General features: G+C 34.8%; 15 protein-coding genes. 7 read left to right on the top strand and 8 right to left on the bottom strand.

Features of this window, described 5'->3' with window-relative positions:
* Window positions 1-63: 63 nt before the first annotated feature.
* Entirely contained in the window at window positions 64-1,383 is a 1,320-nt protein-coding gene (gene tilS / locus ACIDC4_RS04890) for a tRNA lysidine(34) synthetase TilS (protein WP_412041991.1), read from the top strand.
* Window positions 1,373-3,466 (top strand): protein-disulfide reductase DsbD family protein, encoded by a 2,094-nt coding sequence (locus tag ACIDC4_RS04885; RefSeq protein WP_412041990.1) that lies wholly within the window; start codon window positions 1,373-1,375, stop codon window positions 3,464-3,466. Before tilS ends, ACIDC4_RS04885 begins: the two co-directional genes overlap by 11 nt.
* Before the next feature lie 531 nt (window positions 3,467-3,997).
* On the opposite strand, the gene ACIDC4_RS04880 is transcribed toward ACIDC4_RS04885, so the two are convergent.
* From ACIDC4_RS04880 to ACIDC4_RS04870, 3 genes are all read right to left on the bottom strand, one after another.
* Window positions 3,998-5,314, bottom strand: a complete 1,317-nt coding sequence (locus tag ACIDC4_RS04880) for an ammonium transporter (RefSeq protein WP_065448139.1) — start codon at window positions 5,312-5,314, stop codon at window positions 3,998-4,000.
* Between the two features lie 339 nt (window positions 5,315-5,653).
* The gene (locus ACIDC4_RS04875) at window positions 5,654-6,961 is read right to left on the bottom strand and encodes an amidohydrolase family protein (RefSeq protein WP_412041989.1); all 1,308 of its coding nucleotides are present in this window, start codon (window positions 6,959-6,961) and stop codon (window positions 5,654-5,656) included.
* A gap of 40 nt (window positions 6,962-7,001) precedes the next feature.
* The gene (locus tag ACIDC4_RS04870) at window positions 7,002-9,992 is read right to left on the bottom strand and encodes an amidohydrolase family protein (protein WP_412041988.1); all 2,991 of its coding nucleotides are present in this window, start codon (window positions 9,990-9,992) and stop codon (window positions 7,002-7,004) included.
* A 129-nt stretch (window positions 9,993-10,121) separates the two neighbouring features.
* On the opposite strand from ACIDC4_RS04870, the gene ACIDC4_RS04865 reads away from it, so the two are divergent.
* Entirely contained in the window at window positions 10,122-11,099 is a 978-nt protein-coding gene (locus ACIDC4_RS04865) for a Gfo/Idh/MocA family protein (protein WP_412041987.1), read from the top strand.
* A 78-nt stretch (window positions 11,100-11,177) separates the two neighbouring features.
* A complete protein-coding gene (locus ACIDC4_RS04860) occupies window positions 11,178-11,399 on the top strand; it encodes a hypothetical protein (RefSeq protein ID WP_412041986.1) in 222 nt (73 codons plus the stop codon).
* Between the two features lie 30 nt (window positions 11,400-11,429).
* On the opposite strand, the gene ACIDC4_RS04855 is transcribed toward ACIDC4_RS04860, so the two are convergent.
* Genes ACIDC4_RS04855 through ACIDC4_RS04845 form a run of 3 tightly spaced genes read right to left on the bottom strand, consistent with a single transcriptional unit; the run spans window position 11,430 to window position 13,678 of the window.
* Window positions 11,430-12,128, bottom strand: a complete 699-nt coding sequence (locus ACIDC4_RS04855; RefSeq protein WP_412041985.1) for a DUF1963 domain-containing protein — start codon at window positions 12,126-12,128, stop codon at window positions 11,430-11,432.
* 5 nt (window positions 12,129-12,133) lie between these two features.
* A complete protein-coding gene (locus ACIDC4_RS04850; protein WP_412041984.1) occupies window positions 12,134-13,207 on the bottom strand; it encodes an alanine/ornithine racemase family PLP-dependent enzyme in 1,074 nt (357 codons plus the stop codon).
* Between the two features lie 36 nt (window positions 13,208-13,243).
* Window positions 13,244-13,678 (bottom strand): GNAT family N-acetyltransferase, encoded by a 435-nt coding sequence (locus tag ACIDC4_RS04845; protein ID WP_412041983.1) that lies wholly within the window; start codon window positions 13,676-13,678, stop codon window positions 13,244-13,246.
* A gap of 292 nt (window positions 13,679-13,970) precedes the next feature.
* On the opposite strand from ACIDC4_RS04845, the gene ACIDC4_RS04840 reads away from it, so the two are divergent.
* Window positions 13,971-15,506 carry a YifB family Mg chelatase-like AAA ATPase gene (locus ACIDC4_RS04840; protein ID WP_412041982.1) on the top strand — a complete coding sequence of 512 codons (1,536 nt, stop codon included), beginning with the start codon at window positions 13,971-13,973 and terminating at the stop codon, window positions 15,504-15,506.
* A 441-nt stretch (window positions 15,507-15,947) separates the two neighbouring features.
* On the opposite strand, the gene ACIDC4_RS04835 is transcribed toward ACIDC4_RS04840, so the two are convergent.
* A complete protein-coding gene (locus ACIDC4_RS04835) occupies window positions 15,948-16,316 on the bottom strand; it encodes a nuclear transport factor 2 family protein (protein ID WP_412041981.1) in 369 nt (122 codons plus the stop codon).
* A 26-nt stretch (window positions 16,317-16,342) separates the two neighbouring features.
* Window positions 16,343-16,708: a hypothetical protein gene (locus ACIDC4_RS04830; protein WP_412041980.1), complete on the bottom strand. Its 366-nt coding sequence runs from the start codon at window positions 16,706-16,708 to the stop codon at window positions 16,343-16,345.
* A 236-nt stretch (window positions 16,709-16,944) separates the two neighbouring features.
* Here ACIDC4_RS04830 and nrfH point away from each other — a divergent pair, with 236 nt between their 5' ends.
* Both nrfH and nrfA read left to right on the top strand, forming a co-directional pair.
* Window positions 16,945-17,565 carry a cytochrome c nitrite reductase small subunit gene (gene nrfH / locus ACIDC4_RS04825; protein ID WP_412041979.1) on the top strand — a complete coding sequence of 207 codons (621 nt, stop codon included), beginning with the start codon at window positions 16,945-16,947 and terminating at the stop codon, window positions 17,563-17,565.
* A 59-nt stretch (window positions 17,566-17,624) separates the two neighbouring features.
* Window positions 17,625-19,091: an ammonia-forming cytochrome c nitrite reductase gene (gene nrfA / locus ACIDC4_RS04820; protein ID WP_412042022.1), complete on the top strand. Its 1,467-nt coding sequence runs from the start codon at window positions 17,625-17,627 to the stop codon at window positions 19,089-19,091.
* The last annotated feature ends 108 nt before the right edge of the window (window positions 19,092-19,199 follow it).

Here is a 19,199-nt window from a genome sequence, read left to right as displayed (position 1 = left end):
AAAAAACAAACGCTTAACATTTCATTTAAAAATAGATCGAATTTAATTTTTTACATTTATCGAATGTTTTCAAAATTTCAAAATCATATCGCTTCAAGATTTCCATTTCTGGAAGATCAAAAAATATTTCTTGCTGTTAGCGGAGGATTGGACAGTATGGTTTTATTGCATTTAATGAAGCAATTGCCTTATGAAATTGCCGTTTTGCATTGCAATTTTCAGCTTCGCGGATTAGAAAGTTTTGGCGATCAGAGTTTTATTCAGGAATATTGCGATCAAAATAATATTCCTATTTACACCACACAATTCGATACCGAAGCTTTCGCTAAAGATTATAAATTATCGACGCAAGTTGCAGCACGTGAATTGCGTTACAGTTGGTTTTACGAACTTTTAGAAAAAGAGAATTTCGATTATATCTTAACTGCACATCACGCCGATGATAATCTGGAAACCTTTATTATCAACCTCACCCGCGGAACAGGATTAGAAGGTTTAACGGGAATTCCGGAACAAAACGATCGAATTATTCGTCCGCTTTTGCCATTTTCAAGAGAAGAAATCCTGAAATATGCAGAAGAAAATAATATCGAATGGCGGGAAGACAGCAGTAATGCATCTAATAAATATCTTCGAAATAAGATTCGCCATGATTTGGTTCCGATGCTCAAAGAAATCAATCCTAATTTTTTGACTGCTTTCCAGAAAACACAATCGTATTTGCAGGAATCGCAGGAAATGGTCGAAGATGCTTCGATAATGATTTATCAGCAAGTTGCGAAAGAAGAAGGTGATGACATTCATTTTGATTTGAATCAGCTTAAAAAATTACCCAACTATAAATCGTATTTGTACCAATGGCTTAATGAATTTGGCTTTTTGGCCTGGAATGATATTTATGATTTGGTGGATGGGCAATCTGGAAAACAAGTACTTTCGGCAGAATTTCGCTTATTAAAAAACAGAGATACTTTGATTTTAAGTCCAATTTCTGAAATGTCAGAAAAGGAAGAATTTGAGATTACTGCAAACGATACAGAAGTTAATTTTCCCTTAAAATTGAGGCTTTGTAATGTAAGTCACATAACAATAGATTCAAATAAGGCTATATTTGTCGACGCTGAAAAAATCCAATTTCCGCTTGTTTTACGTAAATGGAATGAAGGAGATGTTTTTCAGCCTTTTGGGATGAACGGAAAATCGAAAAAAGTGAGTAAACTTTTTAAAGATGAAAAATTATCCTTGATCGAAAAAGAAAAAACATGGATTTTGTCTTCGGATAATCAGATTGTCTGGGTTGTTGGAATCAGACAGGATGAACGTTTTAAAATTGAAAATACCACAAATAAAATACTTAAAATAGAATTACATAATGAACTTTAATCAATACCATCATACGATAATGTCGAAAAGTGTTTGGAATAAAATCATCATATTTTTCCTGTTTTTTGCTTTTGCAAAAGGAAATGCGCAAATCCTGGAACCAGTAAAATGGACTTCTAAAATTGAAAAGAAATCAGGTAATAATGCTGTTTTGATTTTTGATGGAACAATAGAAAAAGACTGGCACATGTATTCGCAATTCACGCCTGATGGTGGACCGCTTGCGTTGGAAATTGCATTTAAAAATCAAAAAGGAAATTATACTTTAGTTGGAAAAGCGAAAGAAGGAAAAACAAGAACAGCTTTTAATGATGTTTTTGGTGTAAACGAAACTTTTTTTGAAGGTAAAGCACATATCGAACAGGAAATCACCATCATAAATCCGAACTTAAAAACGGTTGATGTTGAGTTTGATTTTCAGGTTTGTAAAGAAGTTTGTATCAATTCGAATAAAAAATTCTCTATTCCAATTCCGTCAACATTTAAGATGGATGCGGTTGCCAGCGTAGCGGAAGTAAAGAAAGATGAAACTAAAGTAGAAGGCTTGGCTGTTGATACAGTAAAACCAACTATTGAACCGGTTAAAACTGAAACTGCAAAAGCAGCTGTTGCTGATGCTTCTGCCGAAGAAGATATTCCCGGACCAGCTCCTGCAAGAAGTTTATGGTCGATCTTTTTTATTGCTTTTATATCAGGATTCGCAGCGTTGCTAACGCCTTGTGTTTTCCCGATGATACCAATGACGGTAAGTTTCTTTACCAAACAAAGTAAAAGCAGGGCAAAAGGTATTCGTAATGCAATTTTTTACGGACTTTCGATTATTGCTATTTATGTTATTTTAGGATTAATTGTAACTAAAATATTTGGTGCAGATGCATTAAATGCTTTGTCTACAGATGTTTGGTTTAACTTAATCTTCTTTATTATATTGATCATTTTTGCTACTTCATTTTTGGGCGCTTTCGAAATTATGCTGCCAAATTCATGGGGAAATAAAGTAGATCAACAAGCAGACAGAGGCGGAATAATCGGAATATTGTTTATGGCTTTGGCTTTGGCAATTGTATCTTTTTCTTGTACAGGACCAATTGTAGGGACATTATTGGTTGAAGCGGCTTCAAACGGAGGAATTGCTCCAGTGATTGGAATGTTAGGATTTTCTTTAGCATTAGCTTTGCCATTTATGTTATTTGCGATGTTCCCGGGCTGGTTGAATTCTTTACCAAAATCCGGAGGATGGCTGAATACTGTAAAAGTAGTTTTAGGATTTTTAGAATTGGCTTTGGCATTTAAATTTTTATCAAATGCCGATTTAGTGCTACAATTGCATTTATTAGAAAGAGAAGTTTTTATCGCGATCTGGATTGCCATTTTTGCAGCATTGACTTTGTATTTATTCGGAAAAATTACTTTACCGCACGATAGTCCGCTACAGCATATTTCAGTGGGAAGATTGTATTTAGGATTACTTACATTAGTATTTACAGTATATTTAATTCCTGGACTTTGGGGAGCACCATTAAAATTAATCAGCGCTTTCCCGCCACCGCCACAATATAGCGAAAGTCCGTTTGGAGTAGGAGGTTCTGCTAATTCAGGCGGAAGTGCCGAATCTATAAAAGGATTGCCTGACGGAGCTGAGTTAGGACCGCACGGTATTATGGTTTTTCACGATTACGAAGATGGAGTGGCATATGCAAAATCAATCAACAAACCAATTATGCTTGATTTTACCGGTTATGCTTGTGTGAATTGCAGAAAAATGGAAAACAATGTTTGGTCTGAGCCAACGATCTTACCCATCCTGAAAAACGATGTTGTTTTGATTTCTCTTTATGTAGATGATAAACGCGAGTTGCCAAAAGAGGAACAATTTGTAACTAAATCTGGCGATAAGATCATTACAGTTGGCGACAAATGGACCGATTTTATGATCTCAAAATATAAAACCAATACGCAGCCATTATACATTATTACTGATTTAGAAGGTAAGAATTTAAACACTTCAAAGCCAACTATTAGTTATGTAAATGCAGATGAATATTTGCATTGGCTGAAAGAAGGAATTGGAAATTTTAAATAATCTTTTTTTAAAGAAGATAGAATATAGATAATAGAATAAAGAAGTTAGGGAATCTAAAATCTGAATTCTAAAATCTAAAATTATAATAATAAGGTTGAATTAATTCAAAATAAAAAGCACTCTGGGTAAAGAACTTAGAGTGCTTTTTTTGTTTTTAGGAATGATGAAAATAGTTTTTTTCAGGAGCTAATCCCGCTATCCGTTCCAATCTTTTGTGCCGAACCCCGGCACAAAAGGATTTCCACTACTATCGGGGCTAGGACAAACAGTATGGATAATTGATATTTATAAAGAGAAATGAGATTTTTTTTGTCATTTTTAGAGTCTATCTTCTATTCTCTTTATTCTATTTTCTATTCTCTATTTTCTATTCTCTATTTTCTATTCTCTATATTCTATTCTCTATATTCTATTCTCTATATTCTATTCTCTATATTCTATCCTCCTTAATCTAACAAAAGCAAAAAGCACTCTAAGTCAGACTCAGAGCGCTTTTTTAATTTTGGCTAGGTTTTGGTTTTGGTTTGTTTTTTATAAAAATTCTCCGTGTTGAGAAATGTCTAATCCTAATTCTTCTTTTTCTTCAGTAACTCTTAGTGGTGTAATTTTATTTACAACAAAGAACAAGATGTAAGAACCTACGAAAGCGAAGATTGAAACGATTACTAAAGCGGTTAATTGGTTGATGAATAAAGTTGGAGTTCCAAAGATCAAACCTTGATTATCTCCAACAGCAGGGTTAATTGCTTTAGAAGCAAAAACTCCTGTTAACAACATTCCTACCATACCACCAACACCGTGACAAGCAAAAACATCTAATGCATCATCAATTTTACCTTTAGGGAATTTGCTTACTACAAGGTTACTAACGATTGCAGAGAAAGCTCCGATAAAAATAGCGTGAGGAATACTAACGAAACCTGCGGCAGGTGTAATAGCAACAAGGCCTACCACAGCTCCGATACATGCACCAAGTGCAGATAATTTGTGTCCTATGATTTTGTCAAGGAAAACCCATGCCATAGCAGCTGCAGCAGCTGCAACAGTTGTAGTTCCTAAAGCCTGAACAGCCAGGCCGTTTGCTCCAAGTGCAGAACCTGCGTTGAAACCAAACCATCCGAACCAAAGTAAACCAGTACCTAATAATACGTAAGTAATTCTGGCAGGATTTACTTTTTGAATTTTTCTTTTTCCTAAGAAGATTGCTCCGGCCAATGCAGCCCAACCAGCACTCATATGCACAACTGTTCCTCCTGCGAAGTCTAATACTCCCATTTTAAAGAAAACTCCATCAGGATGCCATGTCATGTGTGCTAAAGGAGCGTATATAAGTAAGATGAATAAAACCATGAATAATAAGTATGCCCAGAAACGTACACGCTCTGCAAATGCACCAGTGATTAATGCAGGTGTGATGATAGCAAACTTTGCCTGAAACAATGCGAATAACATAAACGGAATAGTTGGGGCAAGACTCCATGCAGTGTTAGTACCAACACCCTCAAAGAATAAATTAGTAGATGGATTTCCGATGATTCCTCCAATAGTAGGACCAAAAGCCAATCCGAAAGCAACAACAACCCATAAAATAGTAACAATTACCATTGCCATGAAACTTTGAAGCATTGTACTGATAACGTTTTTCTTACCTACCATTCCTCCGTAGAAAAATCCTAGTCCTGGTGTCATAAGCAATACAAATGCAGTTGCTACGATCATCCAAGCTGTATCTCCTGTGTCAAACTTTACAGCCTCTGCCGGAATAGGATTATCAGACAGGATAAAGTTGGATATAAAGGTTAGTACCAAAATAGTGATAAGGATCACACTTAAAATAATTTTTCGCATAGTTATTTAGTTTTAAATTTTTTATAAAAGTATAAAATCAATCGACATCCCTATGAAAAATAGGGTCAGATGTTTAATTTTTGTTAATTTTAGAATTTAACCCCCTGTATTTTGCGTGTATTTGTTAAAATCAACTTAAAATTTATAATTTATTAATGAGAAACATCAAAATTTGCCTCTGAGAAGCTTTTGTTAACAGAAAAATGAAAGAATAGTTTTAAATTTAAGAGTAATTATGTTCAACTATTTAAAGATTTGATCACAATGATGATAATTTTAAATAAAAAAGGCATCAAATGAATTGCTCAAATGATGCCTTTTTTATCGAAAAGAGTTTACTTATTTCTGGTTGTACTTTGCTTTGAATTTATCATTCAATTTGGTTTGAAAAGTTTCTAAATTAATTGATCTTCCCTGAATGAAAGCCGTTGTTAATTTATTTGTTTTCATATCAAGTGCATCACCTTCAGATATAAATAACGTTGCGTCTTTACCTGTTTCTAATGTACCGCAAGTAGCATCGATACCTAATAATTTGGCTGTATTTAAAGTAATAAGCTGTAATGCTTTTTCTTTGTCCAGACCAAAAGCTGCGCAGGTTCCTGCCAGGAAAGGAAGGTTTCTTACGCTCATACGTTCGTGATCACCGCTATTTTCAAGTCCTACTACAATACCTTTATCAGTAAGTATTTTAGCCATTTTATACGGAAGATTTACATCCTGGTCGTCACTTGTTGGCATATCGTGAACACGTCTTAGTAAAACACCAACATTGTATTTTTGCAATACATCCGTCGATTTATAAGCTTCGAATCCTCCAACAATAACAATCTTTTTGATCTGATTGTCAACTGCTAATTGTATGGCATCTACAATTTGTTTTTCTTCATCTGCGTGAATGTAAAGTGTTTGAGTTCCGTCAAAAAGCCCTTTTGTAGCTTCCAGAACTACATTTCTTTCTTTTGAAGGAGCTTGATTGTATGCTTTTGAATTGATTAAAAACGCAGCGATTTCTTCGACCTGTTTAGGGTAATCTTTGTTTGCTTCGATTATTCCGGGTTCAAACCATGATCCTGATCTTTTAAAGTTCGATGGAAAATTAAGATGAATCCCGTCGTTCTCTTTTAAGATAGCATCTTGCCAGCTCCAGGCATCCAATTGTACTACTGAAGAAGTTCCTGAAATTCTTCCTCCTCGAGGTGTAATCTGAGCAATTAAAATACCATTAGGACGAACCGTTTCTACTACTTTCGATTCTGAGTTATAAGCAATAATACTTCTCACATTCGGGTTAAAACTACCAATTTCTTCCTGATCGTCTGATGATTTTACAGCATCAATTTCTACCAAACCTAATGTTGCGTTAGGAACAATAAATCCCGGATACACATGTTTTCCGAGGGCATCTATAGTAGTATCGTAGGCATTCGCAGCAAGTCTTATGGTTGTAGCATCGGCTACTAAGGTAATTTTACCGTCTTTAAAACCAATCGCACTATTTTGAATAACAGTTCCGTTACCTAAATGTGCAGTGGCATTTAAAATTAAAACCGATTTAGTTTGTTTTGGTGCCGGTATTTGTTGTGCTTGTATTTGTACCGAAGCACAAACTGCGAGCAGCATTATATATATGTTTTTATGTATCATATTGTCTTTTTTTAATCTTTTCGAATTTATAACACCTTAATTATTGTTCTAAAGTATCACAGTGGTATTCTGTTTTCTCTTTCTTTGTAGGTTGTTGTGTGCTCATTCCTTTGTTTTTTTCTTGTAGCATTTGCCCAATCAACAAGCTTCTTTCTTTGGTAATGGCCAATTGTTTTTCGGCATCTTTTTCAATATCAAAATAAACAACACCTTCAATAATTGTTTTTTCGGCTTTAGCATAAATCGATAAAGGATTATCACTCCATAATACAACATCGGCATCTTTACCTACTTTAAGACTTCCTACTTTATCATCAATATGTAATAATTTGGCAGGATTCAGGGTTACAAATTTCCAGGCATCTTCCTCAGAAATGTTTCCGTATTTTACTGCTTTTGCAGCTTCCTGATTCAGTCTTCTTGACATTTCGGCATCATCAGAGTTATAAGCTACAACCAATCCTGCGTTGTGCATAATTGGCCCGTTGAACGGAATTGCATCATTTACTTCAAATTTATAAGCCCACCAGTCAGAGAAAGTCGAAGCTCCAACGCCATGTTCTTTCATTTTATCAGCCACTTTGTAACCTTCAAGAATATGCGTGAAAGTATTTACTCTAAAATTGAATTTCTCGGTAACATTCATCAACATCAAAATCTCAGATTCTACATAAGAGTGACAGGTAATAAAACGCTCTTTATTGATGATTTCAGCAATAGTTTGTAATTCTAAATCAACTCTTGGCGCTTTTCCTTTTTTCGAACCGCCGTTGAATTTTTTCCAGCTTTCGTCATATTCTTTTGCACGTTGAAAATAATCGGTAAAAACTTGTTCAACACCCATTCTGGTCTGCGGAAAACGAGTTGGATTGTCAATACCCCAATTGGCTTGTTTTACGTTTTCTCCCAAAGCAAATTTGATAAACTTAGGTTGGTTTTTGTATAACATATCATCTGGTGCAGATCCCCATTTCCATTTTACAATTGCAGAACGCCCGCCAATAGGGTTTGCAGATCCGTGTAATAATTGTGAAATAGTAACACCTCCGGCAAGATCCCTGTAAATATTAATATCTTCAGAATTCACAACATCCTGAATCGTAACTTCGGCAGTAGAGTTGTGCCCCATTTCGTTTACACCTTTAGAAATCGCGATATGAGAGTGCTCATCGATGATTCCGCTGGTGATATGTTTGCCTTTAGCATCAATAATAGTAGCAGAAGCATCTGAAAGATTTTTGCCAACAGCAGCGATCTTACCGTTTTTAATTAAAACATCAGTTTCTGTTAGAATACCTTCTTTTTCATTCGTCCAAACCGTAGCATTTTTAAACAATAAAGTTTGAGCCGTTAGTTTTTTAGCATCGCCAAAAGCCACGTTCGGGTAAGTTACAGGTAGAACAGGATTAGGTTTTTCTGGTTTTACAGTATCTTTTACAGCAACAAATGCACTTGTTTTTAAAGCTGTCCAAACCAATTCGTCTCCGTTCGCAAAAACGGCTTTTCCGGATAAACTTTCCGGTTTTTCTATAAATCCTGTCAAACGGGTAAAGTTAGCTTTAATAGTATCTGCAGGTTTAATCAAAAGGGAAATCCAATTTTTAGAAACTGCAAAAGTGCTGTTTACTTTTTTGTCGTCAGTTGTCGTTATTTCAGATTTTGGAGCATTAGCAGTTCCTTCAATCTTCCATTTGTAAGTATCTTTTCCAACCGTTAAATTGTAGTTGCCGCGAATGTCTTTTGAGTTAATATCATTTACGACATATTTAGTTCCCTGAACCCAGTTTTCGTATAAAACTGTTTTTTCGTCGAATATTTCACCTGAAGTAATCACAAAATTGGCATAACTTCCGGTTTTTAAACTTCCAATTTCATTGCTTTTTCCAAGAATTGCCGCCGGAATTGTCGTCAGTGCTTCTAAAGCTTTTGTTTTATCAAAACCATATTTAATGGCTTTTAATAAATTAGGTTTAAAGTCTTCGGTCTTTTTTAATTTGTCTGTCGTAAGGGCAAAAACAACACCATTATCAGATAATACTTTTAGGTTTGATGGTGCCTGATTCCAAAAACGCATATCGGTCAATTCGATTTGATTTGATAAATACGGATTTGAAACATCATAGGCTTCCGGAAAACTTACCGGGATGATAAATTTAGCATTAGTGTTTTTGATTTCGTCGATGCGTTCAAACTCATTTCCGCTTCCTTTTAGAATATAGTTTAAACCAAATTCTTTGGCAATTTTAGCTGCTCTCAAACTGTTTAATTTATCTTCTGTCGTAAAAATCTGAACTAGTTTTTCATTATTTGCCAAAGCTTCTAATGATAAATCTTTAGTATCAGAATTTCCTTTTTTGTACCAATCCAGATCCAGGTACATTTGGCGTAACAAAGCCATCATACCCATTAATGAACTTGGATAAGCCTGATTTGTTAGAGCGCTTCTTGAAAAAGCAAGGTGATTGGTAATTTTGTTAGCAATAATTTGTTTACTGTTTTCAGTATTATTCAGGGCAACCAAAATTCCGGTTCCCTGAGCAATTCCATCAGGAATATGCGTTCCCACAACTCCAAAACCAGCTTTTAATAATTCTTCGGCTTTAGGCTGATCGTATTTAAAAGTTTCATAAGTGTTTATTTCTGGTCTAACGCTTTCGTTCCAGTAATAACCCACTCTCTTTGTATCGTACATAGGATCGCGGTAACGGCCTAAATTGCTTTTTGGTTTTTCAATTCCAAAACTCGTGTAGATATCAATAAACGAAGGATAAATTGTTTTTCCTTCAAGATCGATCGTAATACTGTTTTTAGGAATGTTAACACTATTGCCAACTGCAACAACTTTACCATCCTGAACGAGTAAAGTTCCTTTTTCGATTTTTTGAGTTGGAGTAACATAAATGGTGGCATTGGTAAAAACAGTGTAATTTTTGTTTTTGTTTTGCACACTTTCATTAATAGGGAAATAATCCTGAGCGTATGTTTTTGTTAAAAAAACGCTCAAAAAGAGTAGGAGTAGGGCTTTTTTCATAGGTAATTTGCAAATTTGTTGCTAAAAATATGAAATATATGTTATCTATGATTTATTTTTATAAATGTTTTTTCTTTATTTACACAACAATTTTATTAAACCATTGATAAGTAGCTCTTATAACATAATATGAAAAACGACAATAAAGTAAAGTGGGGTATTATTGGCTTAGGAAATATTGCAAATCAGTTTGCTGCTGATTTATTGTTACTGCCAGATGCAGCATTATTTGCAGTAGCTTCAAGAGACCATAATAAAGCAATTGAGTTTGCCAAAAAATACAATTGCACAAAATCGTACGATTCTTATGAAGCACTTTTTCAGGACGATAAGGTTGATATTATCTACATTGCAACGCCACACGATTCGCATGCTGAATTATCTATAAAAGCATTAGAAAACGGCAAACATGTTTTATGCGAAAAGCCAATGTCGCTTTCTTATAAAGATGCATTACGAATGATTGAAGCTTCAAGAAAACATAATAAGTTTTTTATGGAAGCATTCTGGACACGTTTTATCCCGTCTGTAAAAGAAATTCTCGAAAAAGTAAATCAGGGAATAATTGGCGATGTAAAATATGTAAAAGCAGATTTTGCTTTTTATGCAGATGAAAAACAAGGAGGACGGCTTTTTGATAAAAATCTTGGCGGAGGAGCTTTGTTTGATATTGGCGTATATCCGTTATTTCTTTCCTATATATTACTCGGAATTCCAAAAGAAATAATAGCAAAATCTATTTATAATAAAAACGGAATCGATTTACAGACTTCGATGATTTTGCAGTACGAAAATGCCCAATCAGTTTTGCATGCTTCCATAATTTCAGAATCTGACATGAAAGCGACGATAAGCGGAACGCAAGGACATATTCAGCTTAATTCTCCGTGGTACATCGCTGATGGATATTCTGTTTCTAAAAATAATAAAGAAGAAACTTTTAGTTTACCAAACTTAGGCATAGGTTATACACATGAAGCAGTCGAATGTCATAATTGCATTAGAAACAACCAAATCGAAAGTAAGCTTTGGTCACATCAGAATAGTCTGGATTTGAGTAAGATTGTAGAGGATATTAAAAATAAAATTGGGTTAGAGTTTTCTTAACCCGATTGTATTCAAAAAAGAATAAATTTCTGCAGAATAATAAATAATACATTTACAAGTAAATTTTAAATAAATAAAATGAGTTTCAAAATTACAAAAATGCAAGATTTAAGTATAGCCGATTTAAAAGCTGCTTATGATTTTAATGAGATGAAAATAAAAAGTTTAAAGAAGTCATTTAAAAAAAGTGGTGCTGTTGATTTTAAGAAAAGTGGAGGTTATCAAGACCTATTAGTATATAAAGAAAATCTTTATAAAGAATTGGAAAAAAGAGTTAATTCTATTGAAGTAATATGGTAGAATTTTTCTTAATCGAACACATTATTTATTTTAATAAAAATCACAATAAAACACCCATTCTTCGGTCTTTCTATTTTTGGCTAAATAAATATTTCCGCTGTCTACAATATTTAAATTTGCTTTTTCATCAGAAGCAATTTGGAAAACAAATTCAAAACCTTCTCCAAAATCAATTCCGGATTGACAATATGTTGCATATCCGCCAATTTTATGGCTATAATTGTTTTCGATAATATCGTAATAAGAATCAATAATTCCTGAGTCCTCAAGTTGATTGATTTTATCTGATATGTCATCTGGTATTTCAGGATCTTCCCAAACCGGATAATCTTCTTCAATTAGTTTATTTGAAAGAGGAAATGGCTTTACAAACGAAGCTTCATTTTTTAAATCCTTAACTACAATATTATCTACGCTTTTATATTCACGCAAAACCCAATTATTTACATTAGGAGTTAAATCCATTGGGAATTCTTTAGAAATGAAAACGGTAATAATTTTAGTTTCTTCTAAAATTTCAGGAACAAAAGGCAGTTGATTTAGGCATAATTGAAAAAGGGGAAGCATCAATTCACCATTATTATCCAAAGGAATTTCTTCATTTTCGTGATATAAATAAACGCTTCCAATCCAGCTTTCAGAAATTGAGTTTGTTGGTTTAAAACCGCCTGCCGTAAACCCGGTTGCTTTTTTTGCAAGGCTGTTTTTTATTTTTTGAATTTCAGTCATTTCTTTTACTCTATATTTTTATCAATATAATTGGAATTAAGCAAGTACAAAGCCCCCATGTATTTAATATTAAAAGAGATTAAATCGCCCACTTTGTATTTTTGTTCTGAATGCGAAATATCAATTACCAGCATATCAGAGCTGGCATCTACAATCGTAATTTCTTTATCTACGGCTTCTAAATATTGAGGTTGCATGTCCAGCAATCCAACATCTAGAATAGCACGTAATGAAGTTCCTCCAAAGCTCTCGATATCCTGCATAGAAAAACTATTTCCGGCTACATTTTCGCCTAGTTCTCCCGTCGGAACATCTGGTTTTTCGGTTATTTCGATAATTTCAGCAAAAAGTTTAAAGACATCATTGTGCATACCTTTGATCGTTTCTCCGGTAAATAAATCCTTTCCAAAAAATAGTGCTTCACCAATTCTAAAATGATTCACAGCCATTGGTCTGGCATTTTTTAGAAGTAAAGGAATAGCAACCGAAGTCCCTCCGGAAACCCACGGAATTGTAATATTGAATTTAGCCTCAATAAGTTGTTTGTACAAACTCAATTGTATCAGTTTATCCTGCGTTGGCATTACACCGCTAAGGCAATTTAAATTCGTGCCAATTCCACGAATTTCGATGTTGGGCATACTAATAATTTTGCCGTAAAATTCGATTAAATCTTCGCCCATAACACCTTCCCGCAAATCTCCCATTTCGATCATAATAATGATTTTATGAACCTTATTTTGTTTTTGGGCTTCTTCTGAAAGGAGTTGAATCGTATAAAATTCAGTATTAAAACTTACATCAGCATATCTTACAATGTTAGCGATACTGCGTTTAGCGGGCGGTTTTATATAAACAGTCTGTATAGTAGGATCAAGCGATTTAATTTTCTTTAGATTACTAACTCTTGAATCATGTATTTCTTTAGCTCCCAGTGAGATAATTTCTTTTAAGTACAATTTGTTTCCACATAAAAGTTTTGACACCACTCCCCATTGAATATTTTTAGATTCAAAAATTGAATTCAGGAAATCGTAGTTCTCTTTTAGCTTCTTTCGGTATAATTTTATGAATGCCATTAGGCTTTGTTTTTTATTGAATTAATGAATTTGCGATTATTTTACTAAACGCATTTCGAGATACTTATTCGTAAAACCAAGTTTCTCATATAGAACTTTCGCAGGATTATCCGGTTCTACGTGTAATGCAATATTGCCTTCGACTACAGAAATCGCTTTTTCCATTAGTTTTTTTCCATATCCTTTTCCTCTTTCAGAGTTGTCAACGGCAATATAAACCAAAATGTTTTCAGGAATATAATCCTTCATTCCGGTATTGTTTAAAACTACAGCTCCAACAATTTTTTGGTCCTCTAAACCAATAACGATATTACCGCCCTTATCAGGATTCATGGCATAAGCAATAGCTTTTAGAATATCTTCTATTTCGTCGCCATATTGTTCTAAATGCGTATGTAAAAAAGTGGCAATTATTTTTTGAGTATAGGTCGCGTCGTCTCCAGAAATTGGATTAATTAATTTAAATTCCATTTTTTAAATTTTAGATTATTTGTGCTGATAGTAAATTTTCAGCTTATATAAGATGCAAAATCAATTGCAGAAGATTTCCAGAATTAGAAATCGAAATTATCACGAGAAATCGATGATATTTTCGCAAGATAGGCATAAATACTGGTTTTATTGTAATGAAATCTCGTTTTTCTGGCTTATGAGACTCTTAAGTCTTATTCTCATTAAACAACGAAATTATTTATTTGTACTATTTTAATTGTTAAATAAATTATTTTCATTAGTTTTAAAACCAATTAATGAAAAAGATTTTATGTTAGTAAAAGTTTACGGAAGTGCCGTTTTTGGAGTAGAAGCTACTACGATTACAATAGAGGTACATATGGACAAAGGGATTGGTTATCATTTAGTTGGATTACCAGATAGCGCCATAAAAGAAAGCAGTTTCCGAATTGCCGCTGCCTTAAAAAACAACGGTTTAAGTTTGCCTGGAAAAAGAATTACCATAAATATGGCGCCTGCTGATCTTCGAAAAGAAGGTTCTGCCTACGATTTACCCCTTGCAATGGGAATTTTAGTAGGTTCAGATCAGATAAAAGCACCCGCAATCGACGACTATATTATTATGGGCGAACTTTCTCTCGACGGAAGCTTACAACCCATTCGCGGCGCTTTGCCCATTGCCATAAAAGCCAAGGAAGAAGGTTATAAAGGATTTTTTCTTCCTATTCAAAACGTAAAAGAAGCCGCAATTGTAGCAGGATTAGATGTTTATGGAGTTTCGAATTTGCAGGAAGTAATTGATTTCTTTGCAGGGAAAGACACGCTTAAGCCAACAGTAATCGATACAAGAGCCGAATTTTATAAAACTTTAGATTTTCCTGAACACGATTTCTCAGACGTTCGCGGACAGGAAAGTATAAAACGCTGTATGGAAATTGCGGCAGCCGGAGGTCATAATATTATTTTAATTGGTCCGCCCGGAGCAGGAAAAACGATGCTTGCCAAACGTGTACCGAGTATTTTACCGCCAATGACATTGCGCGAAGCATTAGAAACTACTAAAATTCATAGCGTTGCCGGAAAATTAAAAGAAGTTGGACTAATGAATCAGCGGCCATTTCGTAGTCCGCATCATACTATTTCGAATGTAGCACTTGTAGGCGGAGGAAGTTATCCGCAGCCGGGCGAAATCTCGATGGCACACAATGGCGTTTTGTTTCTGGACGAATTGCCGGAATTCAAACGAGATGTTCTCGAAGTGATGCGCCAACCGCTCGAAGATCGCGAAGTAACCATTTCACGCGCTAAATTCACCGTAACTTATCCGTCATCTTTTATGTTAGTGGCGAGTATGAACCCAAGTCCGAGTGGTTTTTTCAACGATCCAAGTATGCCCAATACTTCGTCGCCGCACGAAATGCAGCGGTACCTCAGCAAGATTTCCGGACCTTTATTAGACAGAATAGACATTCATATCGAAGTGACGCCGGTTCCTTTCGAAAAATTAGCCGATGATCGAAAAGCCGAAAGCAGCGTCGAAATAAGAAAAAGAGTTACAGCAGCGCGCGAAATTCAAACCAAGAGATTCGAAGCGCTGGAAAACATACATTATAATGCACAAATGAGCAGTAAATTAATCCGCGAATATTGTGCCCTCGATGAGCAATCAAAAGAACTACTAAAAACCGCCATGGAGCGTCTCAATCTTTCTGCACGAGCCTACGACAGAATTCTAAAAGTTGCCCGCACAATTGCCGATTTAGATAACGCACCAACCGTAGTTTCGCAGCACATCTCCGAAGCCATTCAATACAGAAGCCTCGATAGAGAAGGGTGGCTGGGATAATATTTTAGATTTTAGATTTCGGATTTTAGATTTTGAAACTTGGAATTGCACAAATTTTGGAATTTAGTCCCGATAGCTATCGGGATTGGAATTTGGAATTTAAAATTTGGAATTTAATCTTTAGTAGCAGAAAAATCAATTTTCATAAGAACCTCCAGTCCCGCTGTACACTATATCTTTTTCTGTCTAAAGGAGCCAGAAAAAGGATACCGCTTCCATCGGGGCTAGGCGAGAGGTTTTGTCATTTACAAGAAAAACCATAAATCAGCATTAAAAGAGAAATATAATTAATAACTAAAAAAAAAAACTGCGATAATCAGTTTAAATCTGTGCCAATCTGCGTGCTATTTCTTCCACAGCTTTGTGAATTCTGCGTTTTGTCAGCATAATCTATTATAAAAACCTTGCTCCCGATAGCTATCGGGATTGCGGTTAAAAATCTCACTCAAATTTTAAACTTGCATTTCTCGACATCAAATACGAAGTCAACTTTTTTATTTTTCCTTTTTCCATTTCAAAAACATCACAAAAGACAGCATCCAGCATATTTCCGTTTTTCATGTTTCCTTGTACAGCACCTTCTGCAATGACAATATCATTTTCCTCTATCAATTTTATAATCTGAATAGTAGGACTTCCAACAAAATTATCATTCTCAATTTCTTTATCAAACGCTTCTTTGCCAACATGCCGGTAAATACCAGGCATTTCCCAAATAACATCATCGGTGAGGCAGGCAAGTATTCTTTGATGATCACTTACTCTAAAAGCGGCCATGTATTCGTTTACAGTTTGTTTGTTTAATGTCATGTCTAAAACTAATAAGAGTTAATCGTCTATTCACTAACCTTTTTATATTCAAAGGTTCCTATCTGTGGCGTTGTAATGATACGTTTATTAGTATCAAAATAATTGACAGAAAATTTTACAGGCATTAAAACGGCAATAATGGTAAGTTCAGAATTATCCTTTGATAGTTTCCATTTTGCTTTGTGAGATTCATCACCAACCAAACTTTCAAAATCTCCATTCTCTTTAAAAACCTGATACACCTGATCTGTTTTATAATACTCCTGAATGTTTTTTTCTTTTCCTTTTTTGGTCCATTTTACCAATTGCCATTTTCCTATAAGTTCTTTTGAAGTTTGGGCATTTACAGAGAATCCTATTATAGTGATAAGAATTAAAAATATTTTTTTCATTGTTTAAATAATTAGAGGTGAAATATAAAATTACTAATTAATCTGTTTTGTACGTGTAAGTTAAGTGAGTTTTCTATTTGAAATTTATGTTTTCCAATTATTAAATCCAAGTCTGATATCCGGATGAATATGCCTTATTTATACTTTTTTTAACACGAATCTCATAATCTGATAAATATCATTTAATTGTAGGAATTCCTCATGTAATTTTGATCGTAAAATTAAGGGAAATTATTATGATTAAGATTTTAAATTATTTATTGCCTCCACGTAAATGGGTACCCTTTGTTATAGTGGCAGTTGGAGTAGGAACAGGATTATTTGCTTATTTATTATATGTGTCTAATGCAGTATCCTATCTCTCAGATGATCCTAAAACATGTGTGAACTGCCATGTAATGACTCCTTTTTATGCCACCTGGCAACATAGCTCGCACGGACGTGTGACCACTTGTAATGATTGCCATGTACCTCATAACAATGTTTTTAATAAATATTTTTTTAAAGCTAAAGATGGTATCTACCACGCAACAGTATTTACATGGCGTGCAGAACCACAAGTTATTCATATTAAGGAAGCAGGAACAGATGTGGTTCAAAAAAACTGTCAGCGCTGTCACGGAGATCTTAATGCCAATGTAAAGACAACAGGAGTTACACTTGAAAGCAAAAGTCATGGCGAAGGAAAATTATGCTGGGATTGTCACCGCGAAGTTCCGCACGGAAAAGTAAATAGCCTTTCATCGGTACCCAATGCAAGAGTTCCTTTATTAGAATCTCCAATTCCGGAATGGCTGCAAAAACAAACCGATAGCACGGCAACAGAAAAAAAGAAAGAAACAAAACAAACTAAATAAAAATCAAACAAAACAATTAATTAAATACAGATATAATTATGGCACCACTAAAAGAAACTATAAAACGCAAACCATGGTTAGGATGGGTAATGTTTGGCGTTACAATGCTGGTTGTATTTATGCTGGGATTACTGGTAAATAGTGTAATGGAGCGCCGTACAGAAGCTTTATTTGTAAACAAAGTATTAGCTCCTGTTGGTGAATTTGAATCTAAAAATGAAGTTTGGGGAGCCAATTATCCTCGTGAATTTCAAACGTATTACGAAACAGCCGATACAACTTTCGCAAGTAAGTACGGAGGAGGAAAAATGAAAGATATGTTGCATGAAGATCCGCGTATGGTGGTGCTTTGGGCAGGATATGCTTTCTCTAAAGATTACAATCAGGGAAGAGGGCATTTTTATGCGCTGGAAGATATTTACAATACTTTAAGAACAGGAGCTCCAAAAGGACCTCAGGACGGACCACAACCTGCCAGCTGTTGGGTATGTAAATCACCAGACGTACCACGTATGATGGATAAATTAGGTATTGATGAGTTCTACAAACAAACATGGGCTGCCCTGGGGCCAGAAATTGTAAACCCTATTGGATGTGCAGATTGTCACGATTCTAAAACTATGAACCTGAAAATTACACGTCCAGCGTTAATTGAAGCATTTAAAGAACAAGGGAAGGATATTACAAAAGCTACTCACAACGAAATGCGTTCATTAGTTTGTGCACAATGTCACGTTGAGTATTACTTTGATAAAAAATCTGTAGAAGGTGCTGCTAAAGTAAAATTCCCTTGGAAAAATGGTATGGCAGTAGAAGATATGGAAAAATACTATGATGGTATTGAGTTTTCAGACTTTACACATGCCTTGAGTAAAGCTCCTATCCTTAAAGCACAACATCCTGATTACGAAATTCATCAAATGGGTATTCACGGACAAAGAGGTGTTTCTTGTGCAGACTGCCATATGCCATATAAAAGCGAAGGCGGACAGAAATTTACAGATCACAAAATACAATCGCCTCTTAATAACGTAGCAAATTCTTGTCAGGTTTGTCACCGTGAAGAAGAAAAAACATTGGTAGCAAACGTAACCGAGCGTCAGGATAAAATTTATCAAATACGTATTGAGCTTGAAGATCAATTGGTAAAAGCACATATCGAAGCAAAATTAGCCTGGGATAAAGGAGCAACAGAAGCTCAGATGAAAAATATTTTACAACTAATTCGTCAGTCTCAATGGCGTTGGGACTTTACTGCAGCATCACACGGAGGATCATTCCACGCTCCGTTAGAAACTGCCAGAGTAATTACCAACGGTTTGAACAAAGCAGCAGAGGCAAGAATTGCTTTGGGTAAAGTATTAGTTTCTTTAGGACAAACAGGACCAATACAATATCCTGACATTTCGACCAAAGCAAAAGCACAGCAATTTATTGGTCTGGACATGGCTAAAGAAAGAGCGAATAAAGCGGAATTCAAGAAAACACTTTTGCCACAATGGCTGGAGCAGGCAAAGAAAAAGTAATTGCTGTAGTCAGCAAATAAATATAAAATATATTGGAGAGGGTTCATACAAGTTTTGATAAATTGTATGAAACCCTTTTCAAGTTAAATGTTTCAAATTCAAAATAAG

The organism is Flavobacterium sp. C3NV (genome assembly GCF_046825355.2).
GTDB lineage: Bacteria > Bacteroidota > Bacteroidia > Flavobacteriales > Flavobacteriaceae > Flavobacterium.
Note: the sequence above shows the minus strand (reverse complement) of the source record. Positions and strands in the feature narration are given on the sequence as shown.

Coding starts and splice junctions, on each gene's coding strand:
- tilS (WP_412041991.1), top strand. CDS start 64: ATGTTTTCAAAATTTCAAAATCATATCGCTTCAAGATTTCCATTTCTG.
- ACIDC4_RS04885 (WP_412041990.1), top strand. CDS start 1,373: ATGAACTTTAATCAATACCATCATACGATAATGTCGAAAAGTGTTTGG.
- ACIDC4_RS04880 (WP_065448139.1), bottom strand. CDS start 5,314: ATGCGAAAAATTATTTTAAGTGTGATCCTTATCACTATTTTGGTACTA.
- ACIDC4_RS04875 (WP_412041989.1), bottom strand. CDS start 6,961: ATGATACATAAAAACATATATATAATGCTGCTCGCAGTTTGTGCTTCG.
- ACIDC4_RS04870 (WP_412041988.1), bottom strand. CDS start 9,992: ATGAAAAAAGCCCTACTCCTACTCTTTTTGAGCGTTTTTTTAACAAAA.
- ACIDC4_RS04865 (WP_412041987.1), top strand. CDS start 10,122: ATGAAAAACGACAATAAAGTAAAGTGGGGTATTATTGGCTTAGGAAAT.
- ACIDC4_RS04860 (WP_412041986.1), top strand. CDS start 11,178: ATGAGTTTCAAAATTACAAAAATGCAAGATTTAAGTATAGCCGATTTA.
- ACIDC4_RS04855 (WP_412041985.1), bottom strand. CDS start 12,128: ATGACTGAAATTCAAAAAATAAAAAACAGCCTTGCAAAAAAAGCAACC.
- ACIDC4_RS04850 (WP_412041984.1), bottom strand. CDS start 13,207: ATGGCATTCATAAAATTATACCGAAAGAAGCTAAAAGAGAACTACGAT.
- ACIDC4_RS04845 (WP_412041983.1), bottom strand. CDS start 13,678: ATGGAATTTAAATTAATTAATCCAATTTCTGGAGACGACGCGACCTAT.
- ACIDC4_RS04840 (WP_412041982.1), top strand. CDS start 13,971: ATGTTAGTAAAAGTTTACGGAAGTGCCGTTTTTGGAGTAGAAGCTACT.
- ACIDC4_RS04835 (WP_412041981.1), bottom strand. CDS start 16,316: ATGACATTAAACAAACAAACTGTAAACGAATACATGGCCGCTTTTAGA.
- ACIDC4_RS04830 (WP_412041980.1), bottom strand. CDS start 16,708: ATGAAAAAAATATTTTTAATTCTTATCACTATAATAGGATTCTCTGTA.
- nrfH (WP_412041979.1), top strand. CDS start 16,945: ATGATTAAGATTTTAAATTATTTATTGCCTCCACGTAAATGGGTACCC.